The organism is Bordetella genomosp. 8 (genome assembly GCF_002119685.1).
Lineage (GTDB): Bacteria > Pseudomonadota > Gammaproteobacteria > Burkholderiales > Burkholderiaceae_B > Bordetella_C.
This window is the reverse complement of record NZ_CP021108.1, coordinates 4032715-4056660: the sequence shown is the minus strand read 5'-3', so window position 1 is coordinate 4056660 and position 23946 is coordinate 4032715. Positions and strand designations below refer to the sequence as shown.

At 65.8% G+C, this 23946-nt stretch carries 21 protein-coding genes and 1 tRNA gene; 11 read left to right on the top strand and 11 right to left on the bottom strand.

Going from position 1 to position 23946, the window contains the following annotated elements; translation table 11 throughout:
• Positions 1-25 precede the first annotated feature (25 nt).
• Entirely contained in the window at positions 26-1045 is a 1020-nt protein-coding gene (locus CAL12_RS18470; protein WP_086065962.1) for an ABC transporter substrate-binding protein, read from the bottom strand.
• Positions 1046-1271: 226 nt separating this feature from the next.
• On the opposite strand from CAL12_RS18470, the gene CAL12_RS18465 reads away from it, so the two are divergent.
• On the top strand, positions 1272-1652 hold the full coding sequence (locus tag CAL12_RS18465; RefSeq protein ID WP_086065961.1) for a RidA family protein: 381 nt from the start codon (positions 1272-1274) through the stop codon (positions 1650-1652).
• A 41-nt stretch (positions 1653-1693) separates the two neighbouring features.
• Positions 1694-2701 (top strand): CobW family GTP-binding protein, encoded by a 1008-nt coding sequence (locus CAL12_RS18460; protein WP_232464565.1) that lies wholly within the window; start codon positions 1694-1696, stop codon positions 2699-2701.
• Positions 2702-3339: 638 nt separating this feature from the next.
• On the opposite strand, the gene CAL12_RS18455 is transcribed toward CAL12_RS18460, so the two are convergent.
• A tRNA-Met gene (locus tag CAL12_RS18455) sits at positions 3340-3416 on the bottom strand.
• Between the two features lie 80 nt (positions 3417-3496).
• On the opposite strand from CAL12_RS18455, the gene scpB reads away from it, so the two are divergent.
• From scpB to CAL12_RS18410, 9 genes are all read left to right on the top strand, one after another.
• Entirely contained in the window at positions 3497-4618 is a 1122-nt protein-coding gene (scpB, locus tag CAL12_RS18450; RefSeq protein WP_086065960.1) for an SMC-Scp complex subunit ScpB, read from the top strand.
• A gap of 746 nt (positions 4619-5364) precedes the next feature.
• Positions 5365-7209 carry a 23S rRNA pseudouridine(2605) synthase RluB gene (rluB, locus tag CAL12_RS18445; protein ID WP_420042795.1) on the top strand — a complete coding sequence of 615 codons (1845 nt, stop codon included), beginning with the start codon at positions 5365-5367 and terminating at the stop codon, positions 7207-7209.
• Between the two features lie 233 nt (positions 7210-7442).
• Positions 7443-7931 carry a ribosome maturation factor RimP gene (gene rimP / locus CAL12_RS18440; RefSeq protein WP_086067974.1) on the top strand — a complete coding sequence of 163 codons (489 nt, stop codon included), beginning with the start codon at positions 7443-7445 and terminating at the stop codon, positions 7929-7931.
• A complete protein-coding gene (gene nusA, locus CAL12_RS18435) occupies positions 7928-9409 on the top strand; it encodes a transcription termination factor NusA (protein ID WP_086065959.1) in 1482 nt (493 codons plus the stop codon). Before rimP ends, nusA begins: the two co-directional genes overlap by 4 nt.
• A gap of 115 nt (positions 9410-9524) precedes the next feature.
• The gene (infB, locus tag CAL12_RS18430) at positions 9525-12692 is read left to right on the top strand and encodes a translation initiation factor IF-2 (RefSeq protein ID WP_086065958.1); all 3168 of its coding nucleotides are present in this window, start codon (positions 9525-9527) and stop codon (positions 12690-12692) included.
• 16 nt (positions 12693-12708) lie between these two features.
• Positions 12709-13110 carry a 30S ribosome-binding factor RbfA gene (gene rbfA / locus CAL12_RS18425; RefSeq protein ID WP_086065957.1) on the top strand — a complete coding sequence of 134 codons (402 nt, stop codon included), beginning with the start codon at positions 12709-12711 and terminating at the stop codon, positions 13108-13110.
• 36 nt (positions 13111-13146) lie between these two features.
• A complete protein-coding gene (gene truB, locus CAL12_RS18420; RefSeq protein ID WP_086065956.1) occupies positions 13147-13884 on the top strand; it encodes a tRNA pseudouridine(55) synthase TruB in 738 nt (245 codons plus the stop codon).
• 10 nt (positions 13885-13894) lie between these two features.
• On the top strand, positions 13895-15721 hold the full coding sequence (gene typA, locus CAL12_RS18415; RefSeq protein WP_086065955.1) for a translational GTPase TypA: 1827 nt from the start codon (positions 13895-13897) through the stop codon (positions 15719-15721).
• 201 nt (positions 15722-15922) lie between these two features.
• The gene (locus tag CAL12_RS18410; RefSeq protein WP_086065954.1) at positions 15923-16912 is read left to right on the top strand and encodes a Bug family tripartite tricarboxylate transporter substrate binding protein; all 990 of its coding nucleotides are present in this window, start codon (positions 15923-15925) and stop codon (positions 16910-16912) included.
• 69 nt (positions 16913-16981) lie between these two features.
• On the opposite strand, the gene CAL12_RS18405 is transcribed toward CAL12_RS18410, so the two are convergent.
• The 9 genes from CAL12_RS18405 to CAL12_RS18365 all read right to left on the bottom strand — a co-directional run bounded on the left by CAL12_RS18405 (position 16982) and on the right by CAL12_RS18365 (position 23766).
• Positions 16982-17581, bottom strand: a complete 600-nt coding sequence (locus tag CAL12_RS18405) for a nitroreductase family protein (RefSeq protein ID WP_086065953.1) — start codon at positions 17579-17581, stop codon at positions 16982-16984.
• 147 nt (positions 17582-17728) lie between these two features.
• Entirely contained in the window at positions 17729-18355 is a 627-nt protein-coding gene (ureG, locus tag CAL12_RS18400; RefSeq protein ID WP_086065952.1) for an urease accessory protein UreG, read from the bottom strand.
• 48 nt (positions 18356-18403) lie between these two features.
• Complete coding sequence (locus CAL12_RS18395; RefSeq protein ID WP_086067973.1) at positions 18404-19096, bottom strand: urease accessory protein UreF; 693 nt, start codon at positions 19094-19096, stop codon at positions 18404-18406.
• Entirely contained in the window at positions 19068-19820 is a 753-nt protein-coding gene (gene ureE, locus CAL12_RS18390; RefSeq protein ID WP_086065951.1) for an urease accessory protein UreE, read from the bottom strand. The genes CAL12_RS18395 and ureE overlap by 29 nt, the downstream gene beginning before the upstream one ends.
• A gap of 30 nt (positions 19821-19850) precedes the next feature.
• On the bottom strand, positions 19851-21554 hold the full coding sequence (ureC, locus tag CAL12_RS18385; RefSeq protein WP_086065950.1) for an urease subunit alpha: 1704 nt from the start codon (positions 21552-21554) through the stop codon (positions 19851-19853).
• A 16-nt stretch (positions 21555-21570) separates the two neighbouring features.
• Positions 21571-21876, bottom strand: a complete 306-nt coding sequence (locus CAL12_RS18380) for an urease subunit beta (RefSeq protein ID WP_086065949.1) — start codon at positions 21874-21876, stop codon at positions 21571-21573.
• A gap of 37 nt (positions 21877-21913) precedes the next feature.
• Entirely contained in the window at positions 21914-22516 is a 603-nt protein-coding gene (locus CAL12_RS18375; RefSeq protein WP_086065948.1) for a HupE/UreJ family protein, read from the bottom strand.
• A 55-nt stretch (positions 22517-22571) separates the two neighbouring features.
• On the bottom strand, positions 22572-22874 hold the full coding sequence (gene ureA / locus CAL12_RS18370) for an urease subunit gamma (protein ID WP_086065947.1): 303 nt from the start codon (positions 22872-22874) through the stop codon (positions 22572-22574).
• A 19-nt stretch (positions 22875-22893) separates the two neighbouring features.
• Complete coding sequence (locus CAL12_RS18365) at positions 22894-23766, bottom strand: urease accessory protein UreD (protein ID WP_086065946.1); 873 nt, start codon at positions 23764-23766, stop codon at positions 22894-22896.
• Positions 23767-23946: the final 180 nt, after the last annotated feature.

Genomic DNA, 23946 nt, shown 5'->3' with positions numbered 1-23946 from the left:
TCGATACTGCGCAGCATGGCTCCTCTCATTGCTGTGTTTCCCCGGCCTTCTTCACGTAGCGGTTGTCGTAGGTGGCCGCCAGGTCGATATGCGCGGCGCCGATGGACGGATCGAAGGCCGCCAGTACGTCGCGCACGGTGCGCGCGCCTTCATCCGTGATGACGCCATCCGTCGACAGGCAGCGGCGGCTGTTCTGGAACGACCTGGCATACAGGTCCTTGTCGCCGACGACATACTCGGCCGGCACCGTCTCCACCAGCTGCTGCGGCGTGGCCTTGGCCATCCAGTGCTCGGCGCGCACGATGGCGTTGGCGACCGCCTGCACGGTGCGCGGGTTCTTGTCGACGAAGGATCTGGTGGCGTAGATGCTGGATTCCGGATAGTCGGCGCCGAAGACCTGCTTGTTGCCGTCGGCGCTGCGCATCTCCGCCAGAGGCTTGAGATCGCCGCCATCGACCAGCACCGTGGCGACGGGGTCGTTGACGATCAGCGCGTCGATCTGGCCCGCGCGCACCGCCGCGACCGCGCCGGCGGCCTGGCCCACACCTATGATGGACACGTCGTCGGGCTTCAGGCCGGCCTTGTGCAGGATGTAGTTGACGACCATGTGCGTGCTGGAGCCGGGCGCGCTAACGCCTACCCGCATGCCTTTCAGGTCGGCGGGCGTCTTCACTTTGTCGACGTTCTTCTTCGATGCGCCGAAGACCCAGCCGGGGCAGACCACCTGCGCCGCGATGGTCACCAGTTTCTGGCCCTTGGCCGCCATCGTCAGCGTGTTGGAGTAGGCGCCCGCCGTCATGTCCGTGCTGCCGCCCAGCATGGCTTCCAGCGCCTTGGAGCCGCCGGAGAACGCCGCGATGGTCACATCCAGTCCTTCATCGCGGAAGTAACCGAGCTGCCTGGCGATGATGGCGGGCAGGTAGGTAATGCCCGTGGATGCCGCGCCTATCTTGATTTCCTTCTTTTCCGGGGGCGTCTTCGTCTGGGCGGCGGCCGTGCCGCAGGCGATCGCGGCGCACAGCGCCACTGCCAACAGGCTCTTCATGTATGTCTCCTTTCTGTTTTTTATTTGCTCGTCGACGCCAGGCATCGCGGCGAGTAATGATGCATGCTGCGTCGGGGCCGTGGCGTGGTTTTTGGGAAAACCACCATCGCGATCCGCGATGGTGCCGCGCGGTTGCGGCCATCCATACGGGTGAACCCGGTATGATGGCCATACACCCTGCGGTACATCCACTGCGGTACGCCCCTTTCCCTACCCGTCACCCACCATGATCGAACGCATCCAGACCATCGACGCGCCGCTGCCCGCCGGGCATTACTCGCAAGCCATCAAGGCCAATGGCTTTGTCTTCGTCTCCGGCCAGTTGCCCTACGCGCCTGGCGGCGAACGCATCCTGCCGGATGGCATCGCGGCCCAGGCCAGGCAGTGCCTGGAAAACGTGCGCGCGATCCTGGAGGCGGCCGGCACGTCGCTGTCCAATCTGGTCAGCGTGCAGGTCTTCATTCCCGATGTCTCGCTCTGGGGCGAGGTCAATGCCGTGTACGAGTCGGTGATGGGCGACGCTCGGCCGGCGCGTACGGTGGTCCCCACTACGGCGCTGCACTACGGCGCGCTGATCGAAGTGAACGCGGTCGCGGTCTGTCCTTGACATCTGCGGGCACGCCCGACGCCCGTATAGGCGTCACCGTCTTGACCGGGTTCCTGGGTAGTGGCAAGACTACGCTGCTGAACCGCATGCTGCGCGACCCGCGGTACGCACAGGCGGCCGTGATCATCAATGAATTCGGCAGCATAGGCGTGGACCATCACCTGGTACGCCATGTGAGCGACAACGTCCGGGTCGTGGCGGGTGGCTGCATCTGCTGCGTGGTTCGCGGCGGCCTGGTCGATACCTTGCGCGACCTGTTCCTGCTGGCGCTGCGTCGCGCCATCCGGCCTTTCCCGCACGTGCTGATCGAAACCAGCGGCCTGGCCAGCCCCGCGCCCATCCTGTTCACGCTGCGTCACGAGCCATTCCTGGCTGAACGGTACGTCTACAACGGCACCATCGCCGTGGCGGACGCGCAGCGGGTCGCCGCGCAGATCGACGATGAAGCCGAGGCCGCGCAACAGCTTGCGCTGGCGGACGAGGTGACCATCAGCAAGGCCGACCTGGCGTCCGCTGCCGAACTGGAGGCGGCCCGCCTGGCCGTGTCGCAGGTCAATCCGACAGCCCGGGTGCACGTGCTGGACGCCGGCGGCGCCTTGCCTGACGGATTGCTGGCGGAGCGCCCGTACCGCGTGCGTCCGCCAGCCGCTGGCGGGGCAGGGGGCGCGTCGTGGCTGGCGGGGCATGGTTTCGGCGGCCAGCGGCGCGGTGGCGCCATGTCCGCGCGGACGCCCCACAATGTCGCGGTGGCGACGCTGGCGCTGCGGCCATCGGTGCCGCGCGCGGCGTTCGTGCGCGGGATCTCGGCCCTGCAAGCAGAACTCGGCCAATCGCTGCTGCGCATGAAGGGGCTGGTCCGCTTCGATGGCGATGTCGCTCCTAGCGCGGTGCATGGCGTGCATGACCAGCTCTATCCCATCGTGCCCCTGTCCGGATGGCCCGAGGGCAGGGAGGACGCGCGCCTGGTTTTCATCGCCCGGGGGCTCGCTGGCGCCGCGCTCGATGCGCGCATCCAACAGCATCTGGTCCCGGGGATTTTTCTCCTATGAAATCGTTAATGCGGGTATAATTTGTGGGTTCCTGCAGGCGGTTGGCTTGATCACAGACGGCCAAAGATGGGCATGCCCCGGTAGACTGTTGCGGTGTTTCGCGTGTTTCGCATGTATCACGCCCCGCTTTCGCCACTCCGTCGACACGCAGGGTTAAAACGGCAATAAAAAGACGCTCCGACAATCGGGGTAATGCCGGACGGCTCAGTTCACTTCTTAGATGCCGCACCAGGTATCCCCGCAAGGGCTACGCGGATACTGTCCGTCCGTCTCCGTTGCCAATTCGTTCCTTTCGGCATTTCCGGTTCGGGGTTGCGTTTGCATTCCTCGGCACCGCTTGGTATCGCAAACCAGCCTTCTTGGCCGAGGTTTTCTTGCTAGCGTTTTTCAGGTTCAAGCCGCGGTCAGCGGCTGCTTACGCACAGACGTGTATCGGTGTCGCGCAGGCTCGTGCCACATGGCAGAGTAGCGCGCGCGACTCTTCCCATGCATATGCCCGTGGTCATGGACACGTCCATGGTCAAGCCCATTCCGGCGGCGCCGTGCGTGCTGAAACCGCTGTGCATGCCGAAATGCTTACTCGGTCCGCAAAGCAAAAAAGGCTTGGCGGATTTGCCAAGCCTTGTCTGCGTACTGTTTGGTTGCGGGGGCAGGATTTGAACCTACGACCTTCGGGTTATGAGCCCGACGAGCTGCCAGACTGCTCCACCCCGCGTCTGGAGAAAGAAATATTACTTCAGTTTTTCAGCCTTGGCAAGTCGAAGGCCTTTCCAACCACGATGAATTGACATATCGATGAACGATAGCGAGGCAACCCTGGTGATAGAAACGGCGCTGTTGTGCGCGCCGCAACCCATGCCGCGTGGCGAGTTGCGCAGACTGTTTACCGACGATGACGGCATCGATAACGACCGTCTGGATAGCCTGCTGGAAAGCCTGCAAGCCGCGTGGAGAGATCGTGGACTGGAATTGATATCGCTGGCCGGCGGCTGGCGTTTCCAGAGCCGTCCCGCCATGCAACGCTATCTCGAACGCCTCAGCCCTGAGAAGCCTCCCAAATATTCTCGTGCCGTACTGGAAACCCTGGCCATCGTGGCATGGCGGCAGCCGGTGACGCGGGGCGATATCGAAGATATCCGCGGCGTGACGGTGTCGTCGCAAATCGTGAAGGCCCTGGAAGACCGCGGCTGGATCGAAGTCATCGGCCACCGCGACGCCCCGGGGCGTCCGGCGCTGTTCGGCACGACGCGCCAGTTCCTCGACGATCTCGGGCTGCGCGCGCTGGATGAGCTGCCGCCGCTGGAGCCGGGCGGCGCCATGGCCGCGCTGGAAGGGCTGGACCTGACCGGCGGCATCGCCGTCGCGGCCGATGTTCAACAGTCCGCCGACGGCGAGGCGGATGACCAGGCCGCCCCTCAGGCCAAAGCGCAAGCGGACACTGCGCAAGCCGACGCCGAACCTGAAACCCAAGCGGACGCTGTCCAGGCCGACGCTGCAGCCGAAACCCAAGCGGACGGCGTCCAAGCCGACGCCGAAACCGAAACCGAAACCGAAGCGGACGCTGCCCAAGCGGACGCGGAAACCGAAACTCAAGCCGATCCTGTTCAAGCCGACGCTGATACGGAAGGCCTGCAAACCGCCGCGGCCGATGTGCAGGCCGCCACCGGCCCCACGCCGGAGGAGCCCGAAATTCCCGTCCCCGACCACGACACCATCGAGCCTGGCAGCCATCGCCCGGAAATCACGCCGCCCGGCCAGCACCCCGAAATCGAGCCGCCCGGTGGAAGCCCCGAGATCGAACCCACCGATCCGAAGCCCGAAATCGAACCGCCCGTGCCCGGCCAGATGCCCGAGATCCCTCCTGGGCAGACCGACAAAGACAATGACGACGCGCCCGGCGCGCCGCGTAAAGAGTGAATTCTGGAGTAGTCCCAGTGAGTATCAATAAGAACGTGCAGGACGATGTCATGGATCAGCGTGATAAAGGCGGGGCAGTCACGCCCGGCGTTACGACGCCCGGCGCTACGACGCCCGGCGCACCCACGCAGGATGCCGGCGCTGGCGCGGCCACCGCGGACGCCACGCCGGCGCCGCGTCCCCGCGCTCGCCGCCCGGCGCGCGCCAAGACCGATCCCGCCGCCACCCCTCACGAGGCCACGCCGGTCGCCGACGCGGCAGGCAGCGCGGAGCCGGCCGGCGCCCCGCTGGAAGCCGCGGGTGAGGCGCAATCCACGGCACCCGCGCGGAAAACCCCGCGCAAGACGGCAACCCGCGTCTCCACGCGGACCCCGCGCGCCGCAAAGGCCGACGATGCGGCCGCCGGTATCCCCAGCGATGCGCCCCAAGCGTCGGCCGAGGGTGCCTCGCATGGCGCAGCGGCCGAGCAGGCCGCCGGCGATGCCGCTGCCACGCGATCGCCCCGCGTCCGGGCCCGCAAACCGCGTGCTTCGACAGGCGCCGACCAGGCCGCGCTGCCGTTGGACGTTCCGGCCGAAACCGCCGCGCCGTCCGCGACCGCGCAGCAGTTGGTAGCCGAGCCGCCCAAGCGGCCCCGCAGGCGCAAGACAGCGGAAGCCGCCGAAGCCGGGGATGGCTTCCAGGCCTCCACGGCCGGCGCCGCGGCCGCCCCTTCGGGCACGCCGCCCACCTCCCGCGACGATGCCCTGGCGCCCTACAGGTCCGAAAGCGGGTCGGCTGCTGCTTTCAACGCGCCGGCTTCTTTCAATGATGATGCCGCGCCGCAATCAGGCCAGCCCGACGCCGCATCGGCCAATATGAGCGTCGCGCCGGATGGCGACGCATCCGTGCCGGGCAACCGCGGCAAGGGTCGCAAGCTGCGCACGCCTTTCCGTCGCCGTCGTGGCGACGCCGTGTCGGGCGCGGAATCAACGGCGGAGGCCGGCGCGTCAACGCAGCCCCATGGCTCCGCCGCAGATACCGAAGCCGTGTCTCCGGGTAACGAACGGGAAGCCGAACAGGCCCTGGCCTACCTCGAAAAGACTGCCCGCATGGAGCAGCGCCTGAACAAGTACCTGAACAGCGAAGCCGTGATGCCCAAGCTGCACAAGGTGCTGGCCGACGCCGGCGTGGGCTCGCGGCGCGAAATGGAAGAGCTGATCGTCGCCGGACGCGTGTCCGTGAACGGCGAGCCTGCCCATATCGGGCAGCGCGTCGCCGCCGGCGACCAGGTGCGCGTCAACGGCAAGCTGATCACGCGCGTCAATACCCGCAAGCCGCCGCGCGTGATCCTGTATCACAAGCCCGCTGGCGAAATCGTCAGCCATGACGATCCGGGCGGACGCGCCAGCGTGTTTGCGCGCCTGCCCAAGCTGCGCACCGGCAAATGGCTGTCGGTGGGTCGCCTGGACCTGAATACGGAAGGCCTGCTGATTTTCACCACGTCGGGCGATATGGCGAATCGCATCATGCACCCCCGTTATGGCGCGGAACGCGAATACGCCGTCCGTGTCCTGGGTGAAATGGACGCCGCGCAGCGCGCGTCCCTGGTCGAAGGCATAGACCTGGATGACGGCAAGGCCGCATTCGGATCGCTGGACTACCTGGGCGGCGAGGGCAGCAACCGCTGGTATCGCGTCACGCTGAACGAAGGCCGCAACCGTGAAGTGCGCCGCATGTTCGAGGCGATAGGCGTGACGGTCAGCCGGCTCATCCGGACGCGTTTCGGCGATGTCGTCCTGCCGCGCAACCTGCGGCGCGGCCGCTGGGAAGAACTCGATCCCAATCTGGTCACCGCGCTCATGGTGCAGCTCGGCCTCCTGCGCGACGACGACGAAAGCGGCCGGCGCCCCAAGCAGCCGCAATCGCACGACAGCGCGTTGCCGCCCGGCTTCGGCACCTTGCAGAACAATGGCATGAACGGCGCCCGCATCGGCCGCCGCGGCAAGCTTCAGGGCGGAGGCCGCGCGGCCAAGAATCCGCTGGGCGGCATGTCCTACCCATCCGATCCCTTCGGCACCGGACTGCTGGTGACCGGCGGCTATGCCAATGGACATCCCATGGGCAATGATGGCGCGCCACGCGGCGGCAAGCAACGGCGCGGGCCGGGCAAGCGTCCGGGACAAGGGCAGGGCCAGGGGCCGGGGCAGGCCGCGGGCCATGCTCCCGGCGGGCAACATCAGGCGCGCGGGAAGTCCGGGCGCAAGGGCAAGCCAGGCGGCGGCAACGGCGCGGCGGCGAATGCCGCGGGAGCGAATCCTGGCAACCACGCAGGACAAGGGCAGGCCGGGCAGGGCCATCCTGGCGCGCCAGGCAAGGGGCCGCAGCGCGGCCGCCCGGGCAAGAATGCCGCACCCGGAAAGAATGCCGCTCCCGGCAAGAAGCGGGGCAATGGCAACGCCAAGGGGCCGCGTCCCGGCGGTGGCGGCGGTAGCGGTAGCGGCGGCGGCGGCGGCGGCGGCCGCGGCGACGACTGGCAGCCGCGTGGCGCGGCGGCCCACGAGTCGCGCCTGGGCGTCATCGGTGGAAGGGGCGGTCGCGGATCAAGGTAGGTAGCAGTCCGGCCCCGAATACGTAAACCCTGGACGCATCAGGCAATTTTGCCCAATTTGTGGTAAGATTGCTGGTTTCGTGGGGCGACCGCGCCGCGCGATAAAAGCAATAAAGAAGTGATCACAGCATCGGCGAGAGTGTTCGTGAACGCGTTTGCGAACGTGTTTGCGAAAATCTTCGCGAGAGTATTAACAAGAATGGGCTGGGCTTGCAGCCCATTTTTTTCGAGTATATGGCTGATTTATTCGCATTGACCCAGGAAGCGCTATCCGGCATGGACGTCGAACTCGTCGACGTCGAGCGGGCCGCGCTCGGCCTGCTGCGCGTCACGATCGACCGCCCGGAAGGCGTGCGCATCGAAGATTGCGAACAGGTTTCGCGTCAGTTGTCGCGGGTCTACGAAGTCGAAAACATCGATTACAAGCGATTGGAGGTCGGTTCGCCCGGCGTGGATCGCCCATTGCGCAGCGAAGCCGATTTCAATCGCTTCGCGGGGCAGCGCGTGGAAGTCAAGCTGCGGCAGGCCGTGGAAAACCGCAAGGTCTTTACCGGCACCCTGGTCGCGTCCGCGCAAGCGCCGGAGCAGGATCAGGGCAAGGCGGTTTTCGGCGTGGAATTTGAGGCAAAGAAGGACGATATCCAGGTGGTGAACTTTACGTTCGACGAAGTCGAGCGCGCCAAGCTGGATCCGGTCCTGGATTTCAAAGGCAAAAAGCGATGAGTCGCGAAATTCTTCTGTTGGTCGACGCTCTGGCGCGCGAAAAGAACGTGTCGCGCGAAGTGGTGTTCGGAGCGCTGGAAAGCGCGCTGGCTTCGGCCATGAAAAAGCGCTTCAAGGAAGACGCGGACATCCGTGTTTCCATCGATCGTGACAGCGGCAGCCATGAAGGTTTCCGTCGCTGGCTCGTCGTGCCCGATGAAGCGGGGCTGCAGGAACCCGACAAGCAGGAAATGTATTCCGACGCGCGGGAAGCCGTGCCCAATATCCAGGTCGGCGAGTACATCGAAGAACCACTGGAACCCATCGAGTTCGGTCGTATCGGCGCGCAGGCGGCCAAGCAGGCGATCCTGCAGAAAATCCGCGATGCCGAACGCGAACAGGTGCTGAACGACTTCCTGGAACGTGGCGAAACCATCGTGTCCGGCACCGTCAAGCGCATGGACAAGGGCGACGCCATCATCGAAACGGGCAAGATCGAAGCCCGCCTGCCGCGCTCGGAAATGATCCCGAAGGAAAACATGCGCGTGGGTGATCGCGTGCGGGCTTACGTGCTGCGCATCGACCATGCGGCGCGTGGCCAGCAGGTGATCCTGTCGCGCACGTCGCCGGAATTCATCCGCCAGCTCTTCGAAAACGAAGTGCCGGAAATCGAACAGGGCCTGCTGGAGATCAAGGCCGCCGCGCGCGATCCCGGTGTGCGCGCCAAGATCGCCGTCGTCGCCTACGACAAGCGCATCGATCCGATCGGCACCTGCGTCGGCATGCGCGGTTCGCGCGTGACCGCCGTGCGCAATGAGCTCGGCGGCGAACAGGTGGACATCGTGTTGTGGTCCGAGGATCCCGCGCAGTTCGTCATCGGCGCGCTGGCGCCGGCGAATGTCGAGTCCATTGTGGTGGACGAAGACAAGCACGCCATGGACGTGGTGGTCGACGAGGAAAACCTGCCGAAGGCCATCGGCGCGAAGGGCCAGAACGTACGCCTGGCTTCCGAGCTGACAGGCTGGCAGATCAACATCATGACGCCGGAAGAAAGCCAGAACCGGCAGGAAGTCGAACGTTCCGCCTTGCGTGGCACTTTCATGAGCAAGCTGGACGTGGACGAAGAAGTGGCCGACATCCTGATCGATGAAGGCTTTACGGGTCTCGAAGAAATCGCCTACGTGCCCATGCAGGAACTGCTGGAAATCGAAGCGTTCGACGAAGACACCATCAACGAGTTGCGCACCCGCGCGCGCAATGCCCTCCTGACCGAAGCCATCGCCCAGGAAGAGCGTATTGAAACCGCCCAGGACCTGCTCGAACTTGAAGGCATGACGCCCGAACTGGCCGCGAGCCTGGCGGAGCGTAAGGTGCATACCCGCGACGACCTGGCCGAGCTCTCCACGGATGAGCTGGCCGAAATCTCGGGCCTCGACGAAAGCCAGGCCAGCGAGCTCATCATGCGAGCACGCGCGCACTGGTTCGACGAGGAAAAGTAGTGGTACCGGGGGAAGGCCCCATCCTGGCGATCCAGCCAGGAGGCCTTCCCGAACTTGTTTTTTTGGATTGCGCCGAGTCATATTGTTATATCGCCGTACACAGGAAGAAAGCCTAATGTCGAGCAATACCGTCGCCCAGTTCGCTACCGAGCTGAAAATGCCTGCCAATGTGCTGCTGGACCAGCTGCGCTCGGCCGGTGTTGACCTCAAATCGGTGGACGATGCCGTCACCGACAGCGACAAGGCGAAACTGCTCGACTCGCTGCGCCGCGCGCATGGCGGGGCCGCCGAGGGCAAGAAAATCACGCTGACGCGTCGCCAGACGTCGGAAATCCGCCAGGCGGATGCCACCGGGCGTTCGCGCACAATCCAGGTCGAGGTGCGCAAGAAGCGTGTGTTCGTGAAACGCGATCCGGCCGAACTCGCCGCCGAAGCCGCCGCCGCGCGCGGCCAGGGCGATGCGGCCGAGCAACCCGCCTCGGCCACCGCACCCGCTGCCACGCCCGTGCCTGAAACGGCCGCGCCGGCCGCCAATGCCGCGCCCGTTTCCACGGCGGCCGCTTCCACGGCGGACGCTCCGACGGCGCCCACCGTCGAGACGCCGGTGGCGACGCAGGAACCCGTAGCCAGCGAGCCGGTCGTCGAAGCCAGCGCGCCCGCCGCGACCGAACCCCAGGCGCCCGCGCCTGTCGCCGAAGCGGCAACGCCGGCGCCGGCGGACGATTCCGCCGCCAAGCCGGACGTCGCCGAGCAAACCGCGACCGCGCAGGAACCGCAGGCCGCGCCCGTATCCATCCAGCCGGAACCCGAACACGAGGCACCCGTGGCAGCCGCCGCCGGCCCCGCCGCCGAGCCGCCGGTCGAAGCTGTCCCGCAAGAGTCCGTGAACACGTCAGATATCACCGCGGTTTCCGAAAAGCCCGAAACCGAAAGTCCCGTTGCATCCAAGGCATCGCCCGCTGCCGCGCCGTCGCCGGCCGGCCAGGACGATCGCCAGCGTCCGGGCATGCCCGTCGCCCCGAAGCCCACCGTGTCGAAGGGCCCGCGCCCTGGCGACGCCCGCCGTGGGCCGCCGCCCTCCGCCTCGCCCGCCCAGACGATGAGCACGGCACAACGCGACGAAGCCCGCCGTACCGCCGAGGCCGAAGCCGCCGCGCTGCGCGAAATGCTGAACCGTCCGCGCAAGGTGCTGCGTGCGCCCGAGCCGGAACAGCCCGCCGCGGCCGCTGCCGCCTTGTCGGGCACGCTGCACAAGCCCGCGGCCAAGCCCGGTGTCGGCGCCAAGAAGGACGCCAAGCCGGCGCCCGGTACCGGCACCAAGAAGACCATCAAGACTGCCGAAGTCTCGTCCACCTGGACCGACGACAGCGCGCGCAAGAAGCCGGCCGACAAGCCTGCTGGCGCGCCCAGCCGTGATGGCTGGCGCGCGGGTGGCAAGGCCGGTGGCAAGTCGGGCGGCCGTGGTGGCCGCAACCAGCAATCCGACCGTCGCGGCGGCTCGGTGGAACAAACGCCGCAGGAATTCATCGCGCGCGAAGTCCACGTGCCCGAAACCATCACCGTGGCCGACCTGGCGCACAAGATGTCCGTCAAGGCCGCGGAAGTCATCAAGCAATTGATGAAGCTGGGCCAGATGGTCACCATCAACCAGGTGCTGGACCAGGAAACGGCCATGATCGTGGTCGAAGAGCTCGGCCACAAGGCCATCGCCGCCAAGCTGGACGACCCGGAAGCCTTTCTGGACGAGACCGCGCCCGAAGGCGAGGAAGCTGAACTGCTGCCGCGCGCGCCCGTGGTCACCGTCATGGGCCACGTCGACCACGGCAAGACCTCGCTGCTGGATTACATCCGCCGCGCCAAGGTCGCCGCGGGGGAAGCCGGCGGGATCACGCAGCACATCGGCGCCTATCACGTCGAAACCGATCGCGGCATGGTCACCTTCCTGGACACCCCGGGTCACGAGGCCTTTACCGCCATGCGTGCGCGCGGCGCCAAGGCCACCGACATCGTCATCCTGGTGGTGGCCGCGGACGACGGCGTGATGCCGCAGACGCGTGAAGCCATCCACCATGCCAAGGCCGCCGGCGTGCCGCTGGTCGTGGCGGTGAACAAGATCGACAAGCCCGACGCCAATCCGGAACGCGTCAAGCAGGAACTGGTCGCGGAAGAGGTCGTGCCGGAAGAATACGGCGGCGACGTGCCTTTCGTGAACGTGTCGGCCAAGACCGGCGCGGGCATCGACGATCTGCTGGAAAACGTCCTGCTGCAGGCCGAAATCCTGGAGCTCAAGGCGCCCGTCAACGCCCACGCCAAGGGCCTGGTCATCGAAGCCCGCCTCGACAAGGGCCGCGGTCCGGTGGCCACCATCCTGGTGCAGAGCGGTACGCTCAAGCGCGGCGACGTCGTGCTGGCGGGTGCCAGCTTCGGCCGCGTGCGCGCCATGCTGGACGAAAACGCCAAGCAGGTGCAGACCGCGGGTCCGTCCATCCCTGTCGAAATCCAGGGCCTGACGGATGTGCCGGCCGCCGGCGACGAACTCATGGTGCTGACCGACGAACGCAAGGCGCGCGAAATCGCCCTGTTCCGCCAGGGCAAGTTCCGCGACGTCAAGCTGGCTCGCCAGCAGGCCGCCAAGCTGGAATCCATGTTCGACAACATGGGCGAAGGCACGCAGACCCTGGCGCTGATCGTCAAGACCGACGTGCAGGGTTCGCAGGAAGCGCTGGTCAACGCCTTGCAGAAGCTGTCCACCGAAGAAGTGCGCGTGCAGGTCGTGCACGCCGCGGTCGGCGGTATCTCGGAAAGCGACGTCAACCTCGCCATCGCGTCCAATGCGGTCGTCATCGGCTTCAACGTGCGCGCCGACCAGAGCGCCAAGAAGCTGGCGGAAGGCAACGGCATCGACCTGCGCTACTACAACATCATCTACGACGCCGTGGATGAGGTTAAGGCGGCCATGTCGGGCATGCTGGCGCCGGAAAAGCGCGAAGAGATCATCGGCCTGGTGGAAATCCGCGAGATCTACACGGTTTCCCGCGTCGGCAACATCGCCGGCTGCATGGTGCTCGACGGTGTGGTGCGTCGCGATTCGCAGGTACGGCTGTTGCGCAACAACGTCGTCACCTGGACCGGCCACCTGGATTCGCTGCGCCGCTTCAAGGATGACGTGCGCGAAGTCAAGGCCGGCTTCGATTGCGGCCTGACGCTGCGTGGCAACAACGACATCCAGGTGGGCGACCAGCTGGAAGTCTTCGAGATCAAGGAAATCGCGCGGACGCTGTAGGCATCGCGCGCTCAGTATGAGCCGTCATAAATCCAAAGCGATCCCCGGCCGCAACCTGCGGCTGGCCGACCAGATCCAGAAGGATCTGGCCGGACTGATCCAGCGCGAACTCGACGTCGCGCGGGCAGGGCTGATCACGCTGTCCGGTGTCGAGCTGTCGCCCGATTACGCGCACGCCAAGGTGTACTTCACCGTGCTGGGCGCCGAACCGGCCGTCGCCGAAGGCTTGCTCAATGACAAGGCGGGCTGGCTGCATTCGCAGCTGTACCGCATGCTGCATATCCATACCGTGCCGACGCTGCGGTTCTTCCATGACGAGCAGGTCGCGCGCGGCATCGAAATGTCGCAGTTGATCGATCGTGCTAACCAGCCCGGTTCCTACCGGGCAGAGCCCGACGAACCGGAAGACCAGTCCTGAGGGGCTGTCGTCACGGCGTTTTTCTCGGATAAGACGATGGCCAAACGACGCGGGCTGATGCTCGACGGTGTCCTGCTGCTGGATAAGCCCGAAGGCTTGTCGAGCAATCATGCCTTGCAGCGCGCGCGCCGCACGCTGGACGCCGCCAAGGCCGGCCATACCGGTACGCTGGATCCGTTCGCCACGGGCCTGCTGGTGTGCTGCATGGGCAAGGGCACCAAGCTGTGCGGCGTGATGCTGGGCGCGGACAAGGGCTATCGGGCCACGCTGCGCTTCGGAGAGGAAACCGACTCCGGCGACCTGACGGGTAACGTCGTGGCGCGGGCCCCGGAAGGTTTCACGGGGGTGGACGAGACCGCCTTGCGCGATGTGCTGTCACGTTTCCTGGGCACCATCACGCAGATTCCGCCCATGTATTCCGCCCTGAAACGCGACGGCAAGCCTTTGTACGAGTACGCGCGCGCCGGCGTGGAAGTGGAACGCGAGGCCCGACAGGTGACCTTGCATCGCGTCGACTTGCTGAGCTGCGACGGCATGACGGCGGAAATAGATGTGTTGTGCAGCAAGGGCACCTATATACGTACCCTGGCCCAGGACATCGGCCGGGCGCTGGGCTGCCATGCGCATCTGGTGGCCCTGCGCCGTACCCAGGTGGGTCCGTTCGCGCTGGATGGCGCGGTCACGCTGGATGCGCTGCAGGCCATGGCCGACCCCAAGCGGGCCTTGCTGCCCCTGAATGAATTGCCGGCGGGCCTGGCGCCCGCCTCACCTTAAAGGATCTTCTATGACTCGCGCCTTGCGCAACGTCGCCATCATCGCCCACGTCGACCACGGCAAGACCACGCTGGTCGACCAGCTGCTGCGCCAATCGGGCACCTTCCGCGAAAACCAGGCCCTGACCGAACGCGTCATGGACTCGAACGACCTGGAAAAGGAACGCGGCATCACCATCCTGGCCAAGAACTGCGCCGTGGAATACCAGGGCACCCACATCAATATCGTGGATACCCCGGGACACGCCGACTTCGGCGGCGAGGTCGAACGCGTGCTGTCCATGGTCGACGGCGTGCTGCTGCTGGTCGATGCGGTGGAAGGCCCGATGCCGCAGACGATCTTCGTCACGCGCAAGGCCCTGGCCCTGGGACTGAAGCCCATCGTGGTGGTCAACAAGATCGACCGCCCGGGCGCGCGCCCGGACTTCGTCATCAACGCGACGTTCGAACTGTTCGACAAGCTGGGCGCGACCGAGGAACAGCTGGATTTCCCGGTGATCTACGCGTCGGGCCTGTCGGGCTATGCCGGCATGACGGCCGACGTGCGCGAAGGCGATATGCGCCCGCTGTTCGAAGCCATCCTGCAGCATGTGCCGCAGCGTAACGATGACCCCAACGGCGCCTTGCAGCTGCAGATCATTTCGCTGGACTACAGCAGCTACGTCGGCAAGATCGGCGTGGGCCGCGTCAACCGCGGCCGCATCCGCAGCGGCATGGACGTGCAGTACCGTTTCGGCCCCGATGGCGAAAGCGGCAAGGGCCGCATCAACCAGGTTCTGAAATTCAAGGGCCTGGAGCGCGAAGTGGTCAGCGAGGCGGAAGCCGGCGACATCGTCCTGATCAACGGCATCGAAGGCATCGGTATCGGCGCCACGGTCATGGATGCGTCCTCGCCCGCCGAAGACGCGCTGCCCATGCTGCGTATCGACGAGCCCACGCTGACCATGAACTTCATGGTCAATACCTCGCCGCTGGCCGGCCGGGAAGGCAAGTTCGTCACCAGCCGCCAGTTGCGTGATCGCCTGGATCGCGAACTGAAGTCCAACGTCGCGCTGCGCGTGCGCGATACCGGCGACGATACCGTATTCGAGGTGTCGGGCCGCGGCGAACTGCACCTGACCATCCTGCTGGAAACGATGCGCCGCGAAGGCTACGAGCTGGCCGTTTCGCGGCCGCGCGTGGTGTTCAAGGAAATCGACGGCGTGCGCCACGAGCCCTTCGAACTGCTGACCGTGGACGTGGAAGACGCGCACCAGGGCGGCGTCATGGAAGAACTGGGCCGCCGCAAGGGCGACCTGCTGGACATGCAACCCGACGGACGCGGCCGCACCCGCCTGGAGTACCGCATTCCGGCGCGCGGCCTGATCGGCTTCCAGAACGAGTTCCTGACGATGACGCGCGGCACGGGGCTGATGAGCCACATCTTCGACGAGTACGCGCCGGCCCGCGAAGGCAGCATCGGCGAACGCCGCAACGGCGTGCTGATCAGCCAGGACAACGGCGAAGCCGTGGCCTACGCGCTGTGGAAGCTGCAGGACCGCGGCCGCATGTTCGTCAACCCCGGCGACGCGCTGTACGAAGGCATGATCATCGGCATCCACAGCCGCGACAACGATCTGGTCGTCAACCCCATCAAGGGCAAGCAGCTGACCAATATCCGCGCGTCGGGCACCGACGAAGCCGTCCGCCTGGTTCCGCCGATCCAGATGTCGCTGGAATACGCGGTGGAGTTCATCGACGATGACGAACTGGTGGAAGTCACCCCCAAGTCGATCCGCCTGCGCAAGCGCTATCTGACGGAAAACGAGCGCAAGCGCATGTCCCGCGCGGCTGCCTGAACGGCGCCGCCTCGCTCCCCAAAGCCTGCCTCTCGGCAGGCTTTTTTTTCGCGTCCCCCGCCATAGGCGGCGTAAGGGACACACGTCTGTGCCATATGTCGTTCCAAAAGGAACGCCTGTACCTAACAGGACACTGATCCAGCCCCTTCGGCAAGATCGCGTTCAGCTATTGCAGGACTACGAGAGCAAATGGAGACAGACATGAACTTTTGCAAACGGGAATTGGCAGCTCTCTCTTTGGTAGGCGGTGTACTACCAATGGCGGGGCTTGCCGCCGAACCACCGGGTGCGTATCCAGAGCGTCCCGTTACCCTGGTCATTGGCTTCACGCCAGGCGGAGGTACGGACGGATTGGCGCGCATATTGGCGAGATACCTCACAGATGAACTCGGGCAGAGGGTGCTCGTTGAAAATCGTCCTGGTGCTGCGAGCAATGTGGCGGCGGAACACGTGGCGCGCGCGACTCCGGATGGCTACACGCTTTACCTAAGTACCCGTTCGAATACGGTGCATAAAACCATGTACGAGCACCTTAAGTTCGATCTAAGCACGGACCTGGTCCCTATCGGGCTCCTCGCCACTGTGCCCAACGTTATCGTCACCGGGGAGCGCACGCCCATCAAGCATGTGAGGGACATCGTAGAGCTGGCGAAGACATATCCATCGACGGTAACCTGCGCATCTTCCGGCGTGGGGTCGACTGGTCATTTGTTGTGTGAACTATTCCAACGCGAAACCGGAACCAGCATGCTGCATGTAGCCTATCGCGGCAGCGCACCGGGCTTCGTCGACCTTATCGGTGGCCGCGTGGATCTGCTTTTTGGGGTATTGCCGGCCGCGCTGCCGCAAATACAGGCCAAGGCTGTCCGTCCCGTCGCCGTTATGTCGCGGCAACGCTCATTGGCGATCCCTGATGTTCCAACAGTGGAAGAGACCGGGGTATTAGGACTGAACCTGGATACATGGTTCGGCCTTATGGCGCCGGCGGGAACGCCGCCGCACGTAGCAAAGCGCCTGAACGATTCCATCAACGCAGTTCTATTGAACCCTGCATTACAGCAGGCGTTCACGGAACAAGGCTACGTAGCGCCGCTTCAACCGAATACACCGGATACGTTCGGATTTCTGGTGTCGCAGGAGATTCGGCTCTGGACAAAGATTGTCCGAGAGCGAAATATCAAGCCAAGCTGAGTGGCTCGAAAACGTTCTAGACAGCGCACGCGTGAAAGAGCCCGGCGGAATGCCGGGCTCTTTCCGATATCAATGATGCACGCGGAAGCGCTGTGCGTCGTCCATGAAGGCTTTTTCGTTGAAGGGCGCTTCGTTGGAACCGAAGGGCATTTGTGCGCGCAGCTTCCAGCTGGCGGGAATATTCCATTCCTTGGCCACGGCTTCGTCGATCAGCGGGTTGTAGTGCTGCAGGCTGGCGCCGATGCCGGCGTTTGCCAGGGTCGACCAGACCGACAATTGAGCCATGCCGCCCGCCTGCTCGGACCATACGGGGAAGTTGTCGGCGTACAGGGCAAACTTTTCCTGGAGGCCCTTGACGACGTCCTGATCTTCGAAGAACAGGACGGTGCCCGCGCCGGCGGCGAAGCTGTTGAGTTTCTTTTCGGTGGCGGCGAAGGCGTCGGCCGGTACGATCTTGCGCAGGGTATCCTTGGCGATATCCCACAGTTTGACGCTCTGGGCGCCGAACAGGATGACCGCGCGCGAGCTCTGCGAGTTGAAGGACGACGGCGTGTGCTTGATGGCTTCCTGGATCAGCGTCGTGACCGCTTCATGCGAGACCGGCAGGTTGCGGCCCAGCGCGTACTGGGTGCGGCGACGTTTCAGGGCCTCGAGGAAGGCGTTATCCATGGCAAAAATTCCTTATGAAGAGTGCGACGAATCGCATGTGCGCATGATCCCATCCCTGGCAAGCAGGTAAAGCTCATCCTGTAAGTCAGTAGGGTTTTCAGATAGGTGTCAGCAGATTTGCCTGTTCCTGGGCTGTTCGAAGCCGGTTCAGGCTGCCAGCAAGCCTTGCTTTTCGATGAACTTGACGATATCGCCCAGCCCGGCGCCGGCTTTCATGTCGCTCATGACGTAAGGGCGGGCGCCGCGCATGCGGCGGGTGTCTTCTTCCATGATCGTCAGCGAAGCGCCGACCATCGGGGCGAGGTCGGTCTTGTTGATGACGAGCAGATCGGACTTGGTGATGCCGGGGCCGCCCTTGCGGGGGATTTTCTCGCCGCCGGCCACGTCGATGACGTAGATCGTCAGGTCCGATAGCTCAGGGCTGAAGGTGGCTGCGAGGTTATCGCCGCCCGACTCGATGAAGACGATGTCGGCGTCGGGGAAGCGTCCCAGCATGCGATCAACGGCTTCCAGGTTGATGGACGCGTCCTCGCGGATGGCGGTGTGCGGGCAGCCGCCGGTTTCGACGCCCATGATGCGCTCGGCGGGCAGGGCGCCGGCGACCGTGAGCAGGCGCTGGTCTTCCTTGGTGTAGATGTCGTTGGTGATGACGACCAGGTCATACGTGTCGCGCATGGCCTTGCACAGCATTTCGGTCAAGGTGGTCTTGCCGGATCCGACGGGGCCGCCTATGCCTACCCGCAAGGGGGGATTCTTCTTGGTGCGCTGGTTCATGGGGTGCGATCCTGGTGTGCTATTCCGTAGCGTGTTGCCCGCCTGTCCTTACGAGCGGAACAGGCGCGAGTATTGGGTTTCGTGGCGTGCCGACAGGATGCCGAGCAGCGGTGAGAAGGTCGAGGCGTCGTCCTCGTTTGTGACCGCGGCGCGCCGCGCGGCGGCCTGGATGGCGCCGTGCAGGCCGAACAGGATGCGCTGGCCGGCGACCTGGCCGAGCGGCACGGCCTTCAGCGCGGCGGCCACCTGGTTTTCCGCCCAGGCGAACAGCCACGCGGTCAGGCAGTCTTCCAGCGCCGCGCCCGCGCGCTGCGCCGCGTAGGCGTAGGCCGTGGGCAGGCTCAGCGGCTGCATGTCGCGCAGCGCGGCTCGGCTTGCCGCGTCGCCCCATTCCAGTTCTTCCAGCAGGCGGGCAAGCGACCAGCCCATCTGCTCGGTTTCCTGGCGCAGTTCGGCGGATTCGCGCATGGCCAGCAGCCATGCGTTCAGGTCGGCGACGGCCTGGATGTCGTTTGCGGCCCAGTTGCGGAATTGCTGGCCGAGCAAGGCGGTTTCGCCTTCGGCGACGATGTCCAGGCCGTGGGCGATCCAGCGGCCCGCGTCATCGGCGTTGGCGATCACGCCGGCTTCGATGGCCGCTTCCAGCCCCTGCGAGTAGCTGAAGGCGCCGATGGGCAAGGCCGGCGACGCCAGGTGCAACAGGGCGATGAGTTCAGTGCTTGTGCCGGTGCTTGTGTTCATGGTCGTGGGCATGCTTGTGCCCGTGATCGTGGTCATGATCGTGGTCGTGGCCGTGGTCGTGCACATGCTTGTGGCCGTGCTCGTGGCCGTGATCGTGACCGTGCGCATGCTTGTGGCCGTGTTCATGATCGTGGCCATGTTCGTGCCCGTGATCATGTCCGTGCCCATGCTCGTGGCCATGCTCGTGGCCATGATCATGCGAATGCCCGTGCCGGTCCTGGTAAGCCTGCTGCGCCAGCGCGTAATCTTCCTCGAAGGTCTCGTCGTGCCCGTGCTTGTGCCCGCCGCCATACGCGCCGGCTTCCGGCTCGAACGGCGCCTCGATGGCCACCACGTTCAGCCCCAGGCGCAGCAGCAGGTCCTTCAATACGGGATCATGTTCCAGCTGCAGATAATCCGGTCCCACTTCCACCGGCGTATGCCGGTTGCCCAGGTGGTAGGCCGCCCGCAACAGCACGTGCGGATCCACGCAGGTTGCGCGCAGCACCGGCTGCGGCGCCGCGACCACGCGGACCAGCCCGCCATCCTCGGCCACCAGCGCGTCGCCGTCGCGAAGCACGGTGCCGCGCGGCAGGAACAGCGCGACTTCATCGCCGTTGTCCAGCGTGGCGGCGAGCCGGCTGCGGCTGCGCGACTCGAAGGGCAGCGTCAGCGTGGGCGCGCGCCGCAACAAGGCCTTGGCGACAGCCTGTCCGCGGCCCACGACTTTTTCTATACGTCTCATGCGAATCTGCACATAGGACGCGCCCCAGGATCAGAACAGGAAATAGCGTTGCGCCATGGGCAGCACCCGGGCGGGCTCGCAAATCAACTCCTGCCCATCGGCAAGGACGCGATAGGTTTCGGGATCGACTTCGATGTGCGGCTGCCAGTCGTTGTGCACCATGTGCGATTTGCGTACGCCCCGGATGCCATGGACGGGCACCACGCGCTTGGACAATCCATACCTGGCGGCGATGCCGGCCTGGTAGGCCGATTGCGATACAAAGGTCAGGGAACCCCGCGCCAGCGCGCCGGCACGCGTGCCGAACATCTCCCGGTAGTGTACCGGCTGCGGCGTGGGGATGGACGCGTTGGGATCGCCCATCAGCGCGGTCGTGATGATGCCGCCCTTGAGCACCATGTCCGGCTTGACGCCGAAGAAGGCCGGATCCCACACCACCAGGTCCGCCCACTTGCCCGGCTCGACGGAGCCGATCTCGTGCGCCATGCCGTGCGTGATGGCGGGATTGATCGTGTACTTCGCGATGTAGCGCTTGGCGCGCGCGTTGTCGGCGCGACCATCGCCGGGCAGGGCGCCGCGCTGCACTTTCATCTTGTGCGCCGTCTGCCACGTGCGCATGATCACTTCGCCGATGCGGCCCATGGCCTGCGAATCGCTGGAGATCATCGATATCGCGCCCAGGTCCTGCAGGATGTCTTCCGCGGCGATGGTTTCGCGGCGGATGCGCGACTCCGCGAAGGCGACGTCCTCGGCGATGGCGGCATCCAGGTGATGGCACACCATCAGCATGTCCAGATGCTCGTCGACGGTATTGACGGTGTACGGCCGGGTAGGATTGGTGGAAGAGGGCAGCACATTCGGCAGGCCCGCCACCTTCAGGATATCGGGCGCATGGCCGCCGCCGGCGCCCTCCGTGTGGTACGTGTGGATGGTGCGATGCTTGAACGCCGCCACGGTGCTTTCCACGAAGCCGCTTTCGTTCAGTGTGTCGGTGTGGATGGCAACCTGGGTGTCGGTGCGTTCCGCCACGTCCAGGCAGCAATCGATGGCGGCCGGCGTGGTGCCCCAGTCTTCATGCAGCTTCAGGCCGATGGCGCCGGCGTCGATCTGCTCCAGGAGCGGCGCGGGCTGGCTGGCGTTGCCCTTGCCCAGCAACCCGATGTTGATGGGCCAGCCGTCGGCGGCGGCCAGCATGTTCTCGATGTGCCAGGCGCCCGGCGTGCAGGTGGTCGCGGCGGTGCCCGTGGCCGGTCCGGTGCCCCCGCCCAGCAGGGTGGTCAGGCCCGACGACAAGGCCTCGTCTATCAATTGCGGGCAGATGAAATGGACGTGCGCATCGATCCCGCCGGCCGTGACGATCTTGCCTTCGCCCGCGATGATTTCCGTGCCCGGCCCGATGACGATGGTGACGCCAGGCTGGATGTCCGGATTGCCGGCCTTGCCGATGGCCTGGATGCGGCCGTTCTTCAAGGCGATGTCGGCCTTGACGATGCCCCAATGGTCCAGGATCACGGCGTTGGTGATGACGGTGTCGGCGACATCGGCGCCGATGCGTTGCGACTGGCCCATGCCATCGCGGATCACCTTGCCGCCGCCGAACTTCACCTCTTCGCCATAGACGGTGTAGTCGCGCTCGATCTCGATCAACAGTTCGGTATCCGCCAGCCGCAGGCGATCGCCGGTGGTGGGGCCGAACATCTCCGCGTAGGCGCGGCGGCCGATTTTCACGCTCATGCGTATGCTCCCGTCCTTACAGCTTGCCCATGACGCGGCCGGCGAAGCCGTACACCGCGCGTTCGCCCGCAAGCGCGACCAGTTCGACCGTGCGAGTCTGCCCGGGCTCGAAGCGGACCGCGGTACCGGCCGTGATGTTCAGGCGAAAGCCGCGCGCTGCCGCCCGGTCGAACTGCAGGGCGTCGTTGACTTCGTGGAAGTGGAAGTGCGAGCCGACCTGGATGGGCCGGTCGCCGGTGTTGGCTACCGTGACGGTAATGGTGGGCCGGCCGGCATTGAGTTCGATCTCGCCGTCGTCCACCAGCAGTTCGCCGGGAATCATCTTCGCGCTCCTTGGATCAAGCGTGGATCAGCGTGGCTCAGGCGGCCAGCAGCACGACGCCGTACAGCGCCACGCCCAGGCCCGCGATGCGCGGCAGCCACGCATGCGCGCGGCGCAGCGCCATCCCCGCGCCGATGCCGGCGCAATGCAGCCCTACCGTGGCGGCCATGAAGCCGGCGATATAAGCGGCCGCGCTGGCCGTCTCGGGTAGCTCGTAGCCATGGGCATGCCCGTGGAAGAATGCGAACAGCGCCGCGATGGCGGCGCCGGCCCATTCAGGCAGGCGCGCGCGCGCCGCCACCAGCAGGCCGAGGACCAGCAGCGACGCGGCGATCATCGGTTCCACCGCGGGCATGGGCACGCGCGCCAGGCCGAACAGCGCGCCCAGCAGCAGCACCGCTGCGAAGGACAGCGGCGCGACCCAGACACGGCGCGCCGTCATGGCGCTCCACATGCCGACCGCGATCATGGCGCACAGGTGGTCGGCGCCGCTCAAGGGGTGCAGCATGCCGGCCATGGCGCTGGACGCCATGCCGGCCGCCTCGGCGATATGCTCCTGCAGCGGATGGGCGGTGGCGGCTCCGGCCAGCAGCAGGGCGGGCCATGCGGCGATCGCCGCGATACGTGACGGGTGGTTCATCTCTTTGTGTTCTCCATCGGCTATGGGGAGCTGGGCGGCGCGCAGGCCGGCACGCTCAGACTATGGGGTTGTGTACCGTGACGAGCTTGGTGCCATCGGGAAAGGTCGCCTCGATCTGCACGTCGGGGATCATTTCGGGCACGCCTTCCATGACGTCTTCGCGGGTCAGCAGGGTGGTGCCGTAATCCATCAGTTCGGCCACGGTGCGGCCATCGCGCGCGCCTTCCATCAGCGCGGCGCTGATATAGGCAACGGCTTCGGGGTAGTTCAGCTTCAGGCCGCGCGCCTTGCGCCTTTCGGCCAGCAGCGCGGCGGTGAATATCAGCAGCTTGTCTTTTTCGCGGGGCGTCAGCTTCATGGCGGGTCCAGGGAATATTTCAGGTGGCCCAGAGGCGCAGGGGGCGGCCGGGCACACCGTGCACCAGCGGCCGCAGGCGCAGCCAGAGGGCGGCGAACAGATGGCGCAGCGGTTCGATATGCGTGGCCACGGCGCGTACGAGCAGCACGCCCGGTACGGGGCTGGTGGCGCCGGCACGCAGGCCGCTGTCGAAGGGCAGGGCTGGCGCCAACGCTTCCGCCAGGGTGGCATCGCAAGCGGCGCCTACGGCCCACAGCGTGCCATAGGCGGGCATGCCGGCCAGGCCCTGCGGCGCGGCGCGCAGGGATGCGCGCGCCGAAAGGCGCTGGCGTTCCGTCCACAGCAGGCGGCCAGCCCCGTCCAGCAGGCGGAAATCGTTGCGCACGTGGCCGGCGGACCAGGTCTCGCCCGACGCCTGCCGCCCCAGCAGGGCGGCGTCCCAGCCCAGCACGCTGGCTCCGGCCCCGACGCTGACGTCCATGCGCTGGTGCGCCTGGCTATGGTCGAAGTAGATGTTCTCCAGCGGCAACCAGTCCAGGCGCGCGCCATCGGCGACGCGGATGGTCAATTCCTGCCGCGACGGATGGGTGGGGTGGGCCTTGTACCACTTGGTCGCGCCGGGCGTGGTGATGACCGCGTGCGCATCGGCGTCCAGTTCGATGTCCAGGCGCAGGGTGTCGCCGCTGGCCAGGCCGCCCGGCGGGTGCAGCAGCGTCAGGTGGCAGATGCCGGCATCCGGCTCCGGATAAAGGGGTTTCTGGACGGTCAGCGGGCCGACGTGCCGGCGCCGGGCGAGCACGGTGCGGTCGTGGCGGCGCGCGAGCCCCAGGCCCAGGGTCGCCAGCCAGCCCCCCGTATGCGGGGCCTCCACGAGGGGGCTGAGGGCGTCCATGTCAGGGCGGATCTTGGATGGCAAGGCGGGTTCCAGGGCGCTGGCGCCTCGGACATGGTCACCGGCGCCAGTGGCATTCGCGCAACAGAATGCAAAACCCGTGCCATATCAGGCGCCGTGGGTTCGCCTCGTCGGGCTGGAAAACGCACCAATTCGACGCATATTAGCGCACTATATTGC

What these genes read in the sequence shown, in the direction of transcription:
- ureA (WP_086065947.1), bottom strand. Translation starts at nt 22,874, where the DNA reads ATGAAGCTGACGCCCCGCGAAAAAGACAAGCTGCTGATATTCACCGCC.
- scpB (WP_086065960.1), top strand. Translation starts at nt 3,497, where the DNA reads ATGAACGATAGCGAGGCAACCCTGGTGATAGAAACGGCGCTGTTGTGC.
- ureE (WP_086065951.1), bottom strand. Translation starts at nt 19,820, where the DNA reads ATGAGACGTATAGAAAAAGTCGTGGGCCGCGGACAGGCTGTCGCCAAG.
- typA (WP_086065955.1), top strand. Translation starts at nt 13,895, where the DNA reads ATGACTCGCGCCTTGCGCAACGTCGCCATCATCGCCCACGTCGACCAC.
- rbfA (WP_086065957.1), top strand. Translation starts at nt 12,709, where the DNA reads ATGAGCCGTCATAAATCCAAAGCGATCCCCGGCCGCAACCTGCGGCTG.
- CAL12_RS18465 (WP_086065961.1), top strand. Translation starts at nt 1,272, where the DNA reads ATGATCGAACGCATCCAGACCATCGACGCGCCGCTGCCCGCCGGGCAT.
- infB (WP_086065958.1), top strand. Translation starts at nt 9,525, where the DNA reads ATGTCGAGCAATACCGTCGCCCAGTTCGCTACCGAGCTGAAAATGCCT.
- truB (WP_086065956.1), top strand. Translation starts at nt 13,147, where the DNA reads ATGGCCAAACGACGCGGGCTGATGCTCGACGGTGTCCTGCTGCTGGAT.
- rimP (WP_086067974.1), top strand. Translation starts at nt 7,443, where the DNA reads ATGGCTGATTTATTCGCATTGACCCAGGAAGCGCTATCCGGCATGGAC.
- CAL12_RS18405 (WP_086065953.1), bottom strand. Translation starts at nt 17,581, where the DNA reads ATGGATAACGCCTTCCTCGAGGCCCTGAAACGTCGCCGCACCCAGTAC.
- CAL12_RS18380 (WP_086065949.1), bottom strand. Translation starts at nt 21,876, where the DNA reads ATGATTCCCGGCGAACTGCTGGTGGACGACGGCGAGATCGAACTCAAT.
- ureG (WP_086065952.1), bottom strand. Translation starts at nt 18,355, where the DNA reads ATGAACCAGCGCACCAAGAAGAATCCCCCCTTGCGGGTAGGCATAGGC.
- CAL12_RS18365 (WP_086065946.1), bottom strand. Translation starts at nt 23,766, where the DNA reads ATGGACGCCCTCAGCCCCCTCGTGGAGGCCCCGCATACGGGGGGCTGG.
- CAL12_RS18470 (WP_086065962.1), bottom strand. Translation starts at nt 1,045, where the DNA reads ATGAAGAGCCTGTTGGCAGTGGCGCTGTGCGCCGCGATCGCCTGCGGC.
- nusA (WP_086065959.1), top strand. Translation starts at nt 7,928, where the DNA reads ATGAGTCGCGAAATTCTTCTGTTGGTCGACGCTCTGGCGCGCGAAAAG.
- ureC (WP_086065950.1), bottom strand. Translation starts at nt 21,554, where the DNA reads ATGAGCGTGAAAATCGGCCGCCGCGCCTACGCGGAGATGTTCGGCCCC.
- CAL12_RS18375 (WP_086065948.1), bottom strand. Translation starts at nt 22,516, where the DNA reads ATGAACCACCCGTCACGTATCGCGGCGATCGCCGCATGGCCCGCCCTG.
- CAL12_RS18410 (WP_086065954.1), top strand. Translation starts at nt 15,923, where the DNA reads ATGAACTTTTGCAAACGGGAATTGGCAGCTCTCTCTTTGGTAGGCGGT.
- CAL12_RS18395 (WP_086067973.1), bottom strand. Translation starts at nt 19,096, where the DNA reads ATGAACACAAGCACCGGCACAAGCACTGAACTCATCGCCCTGTTGCAC.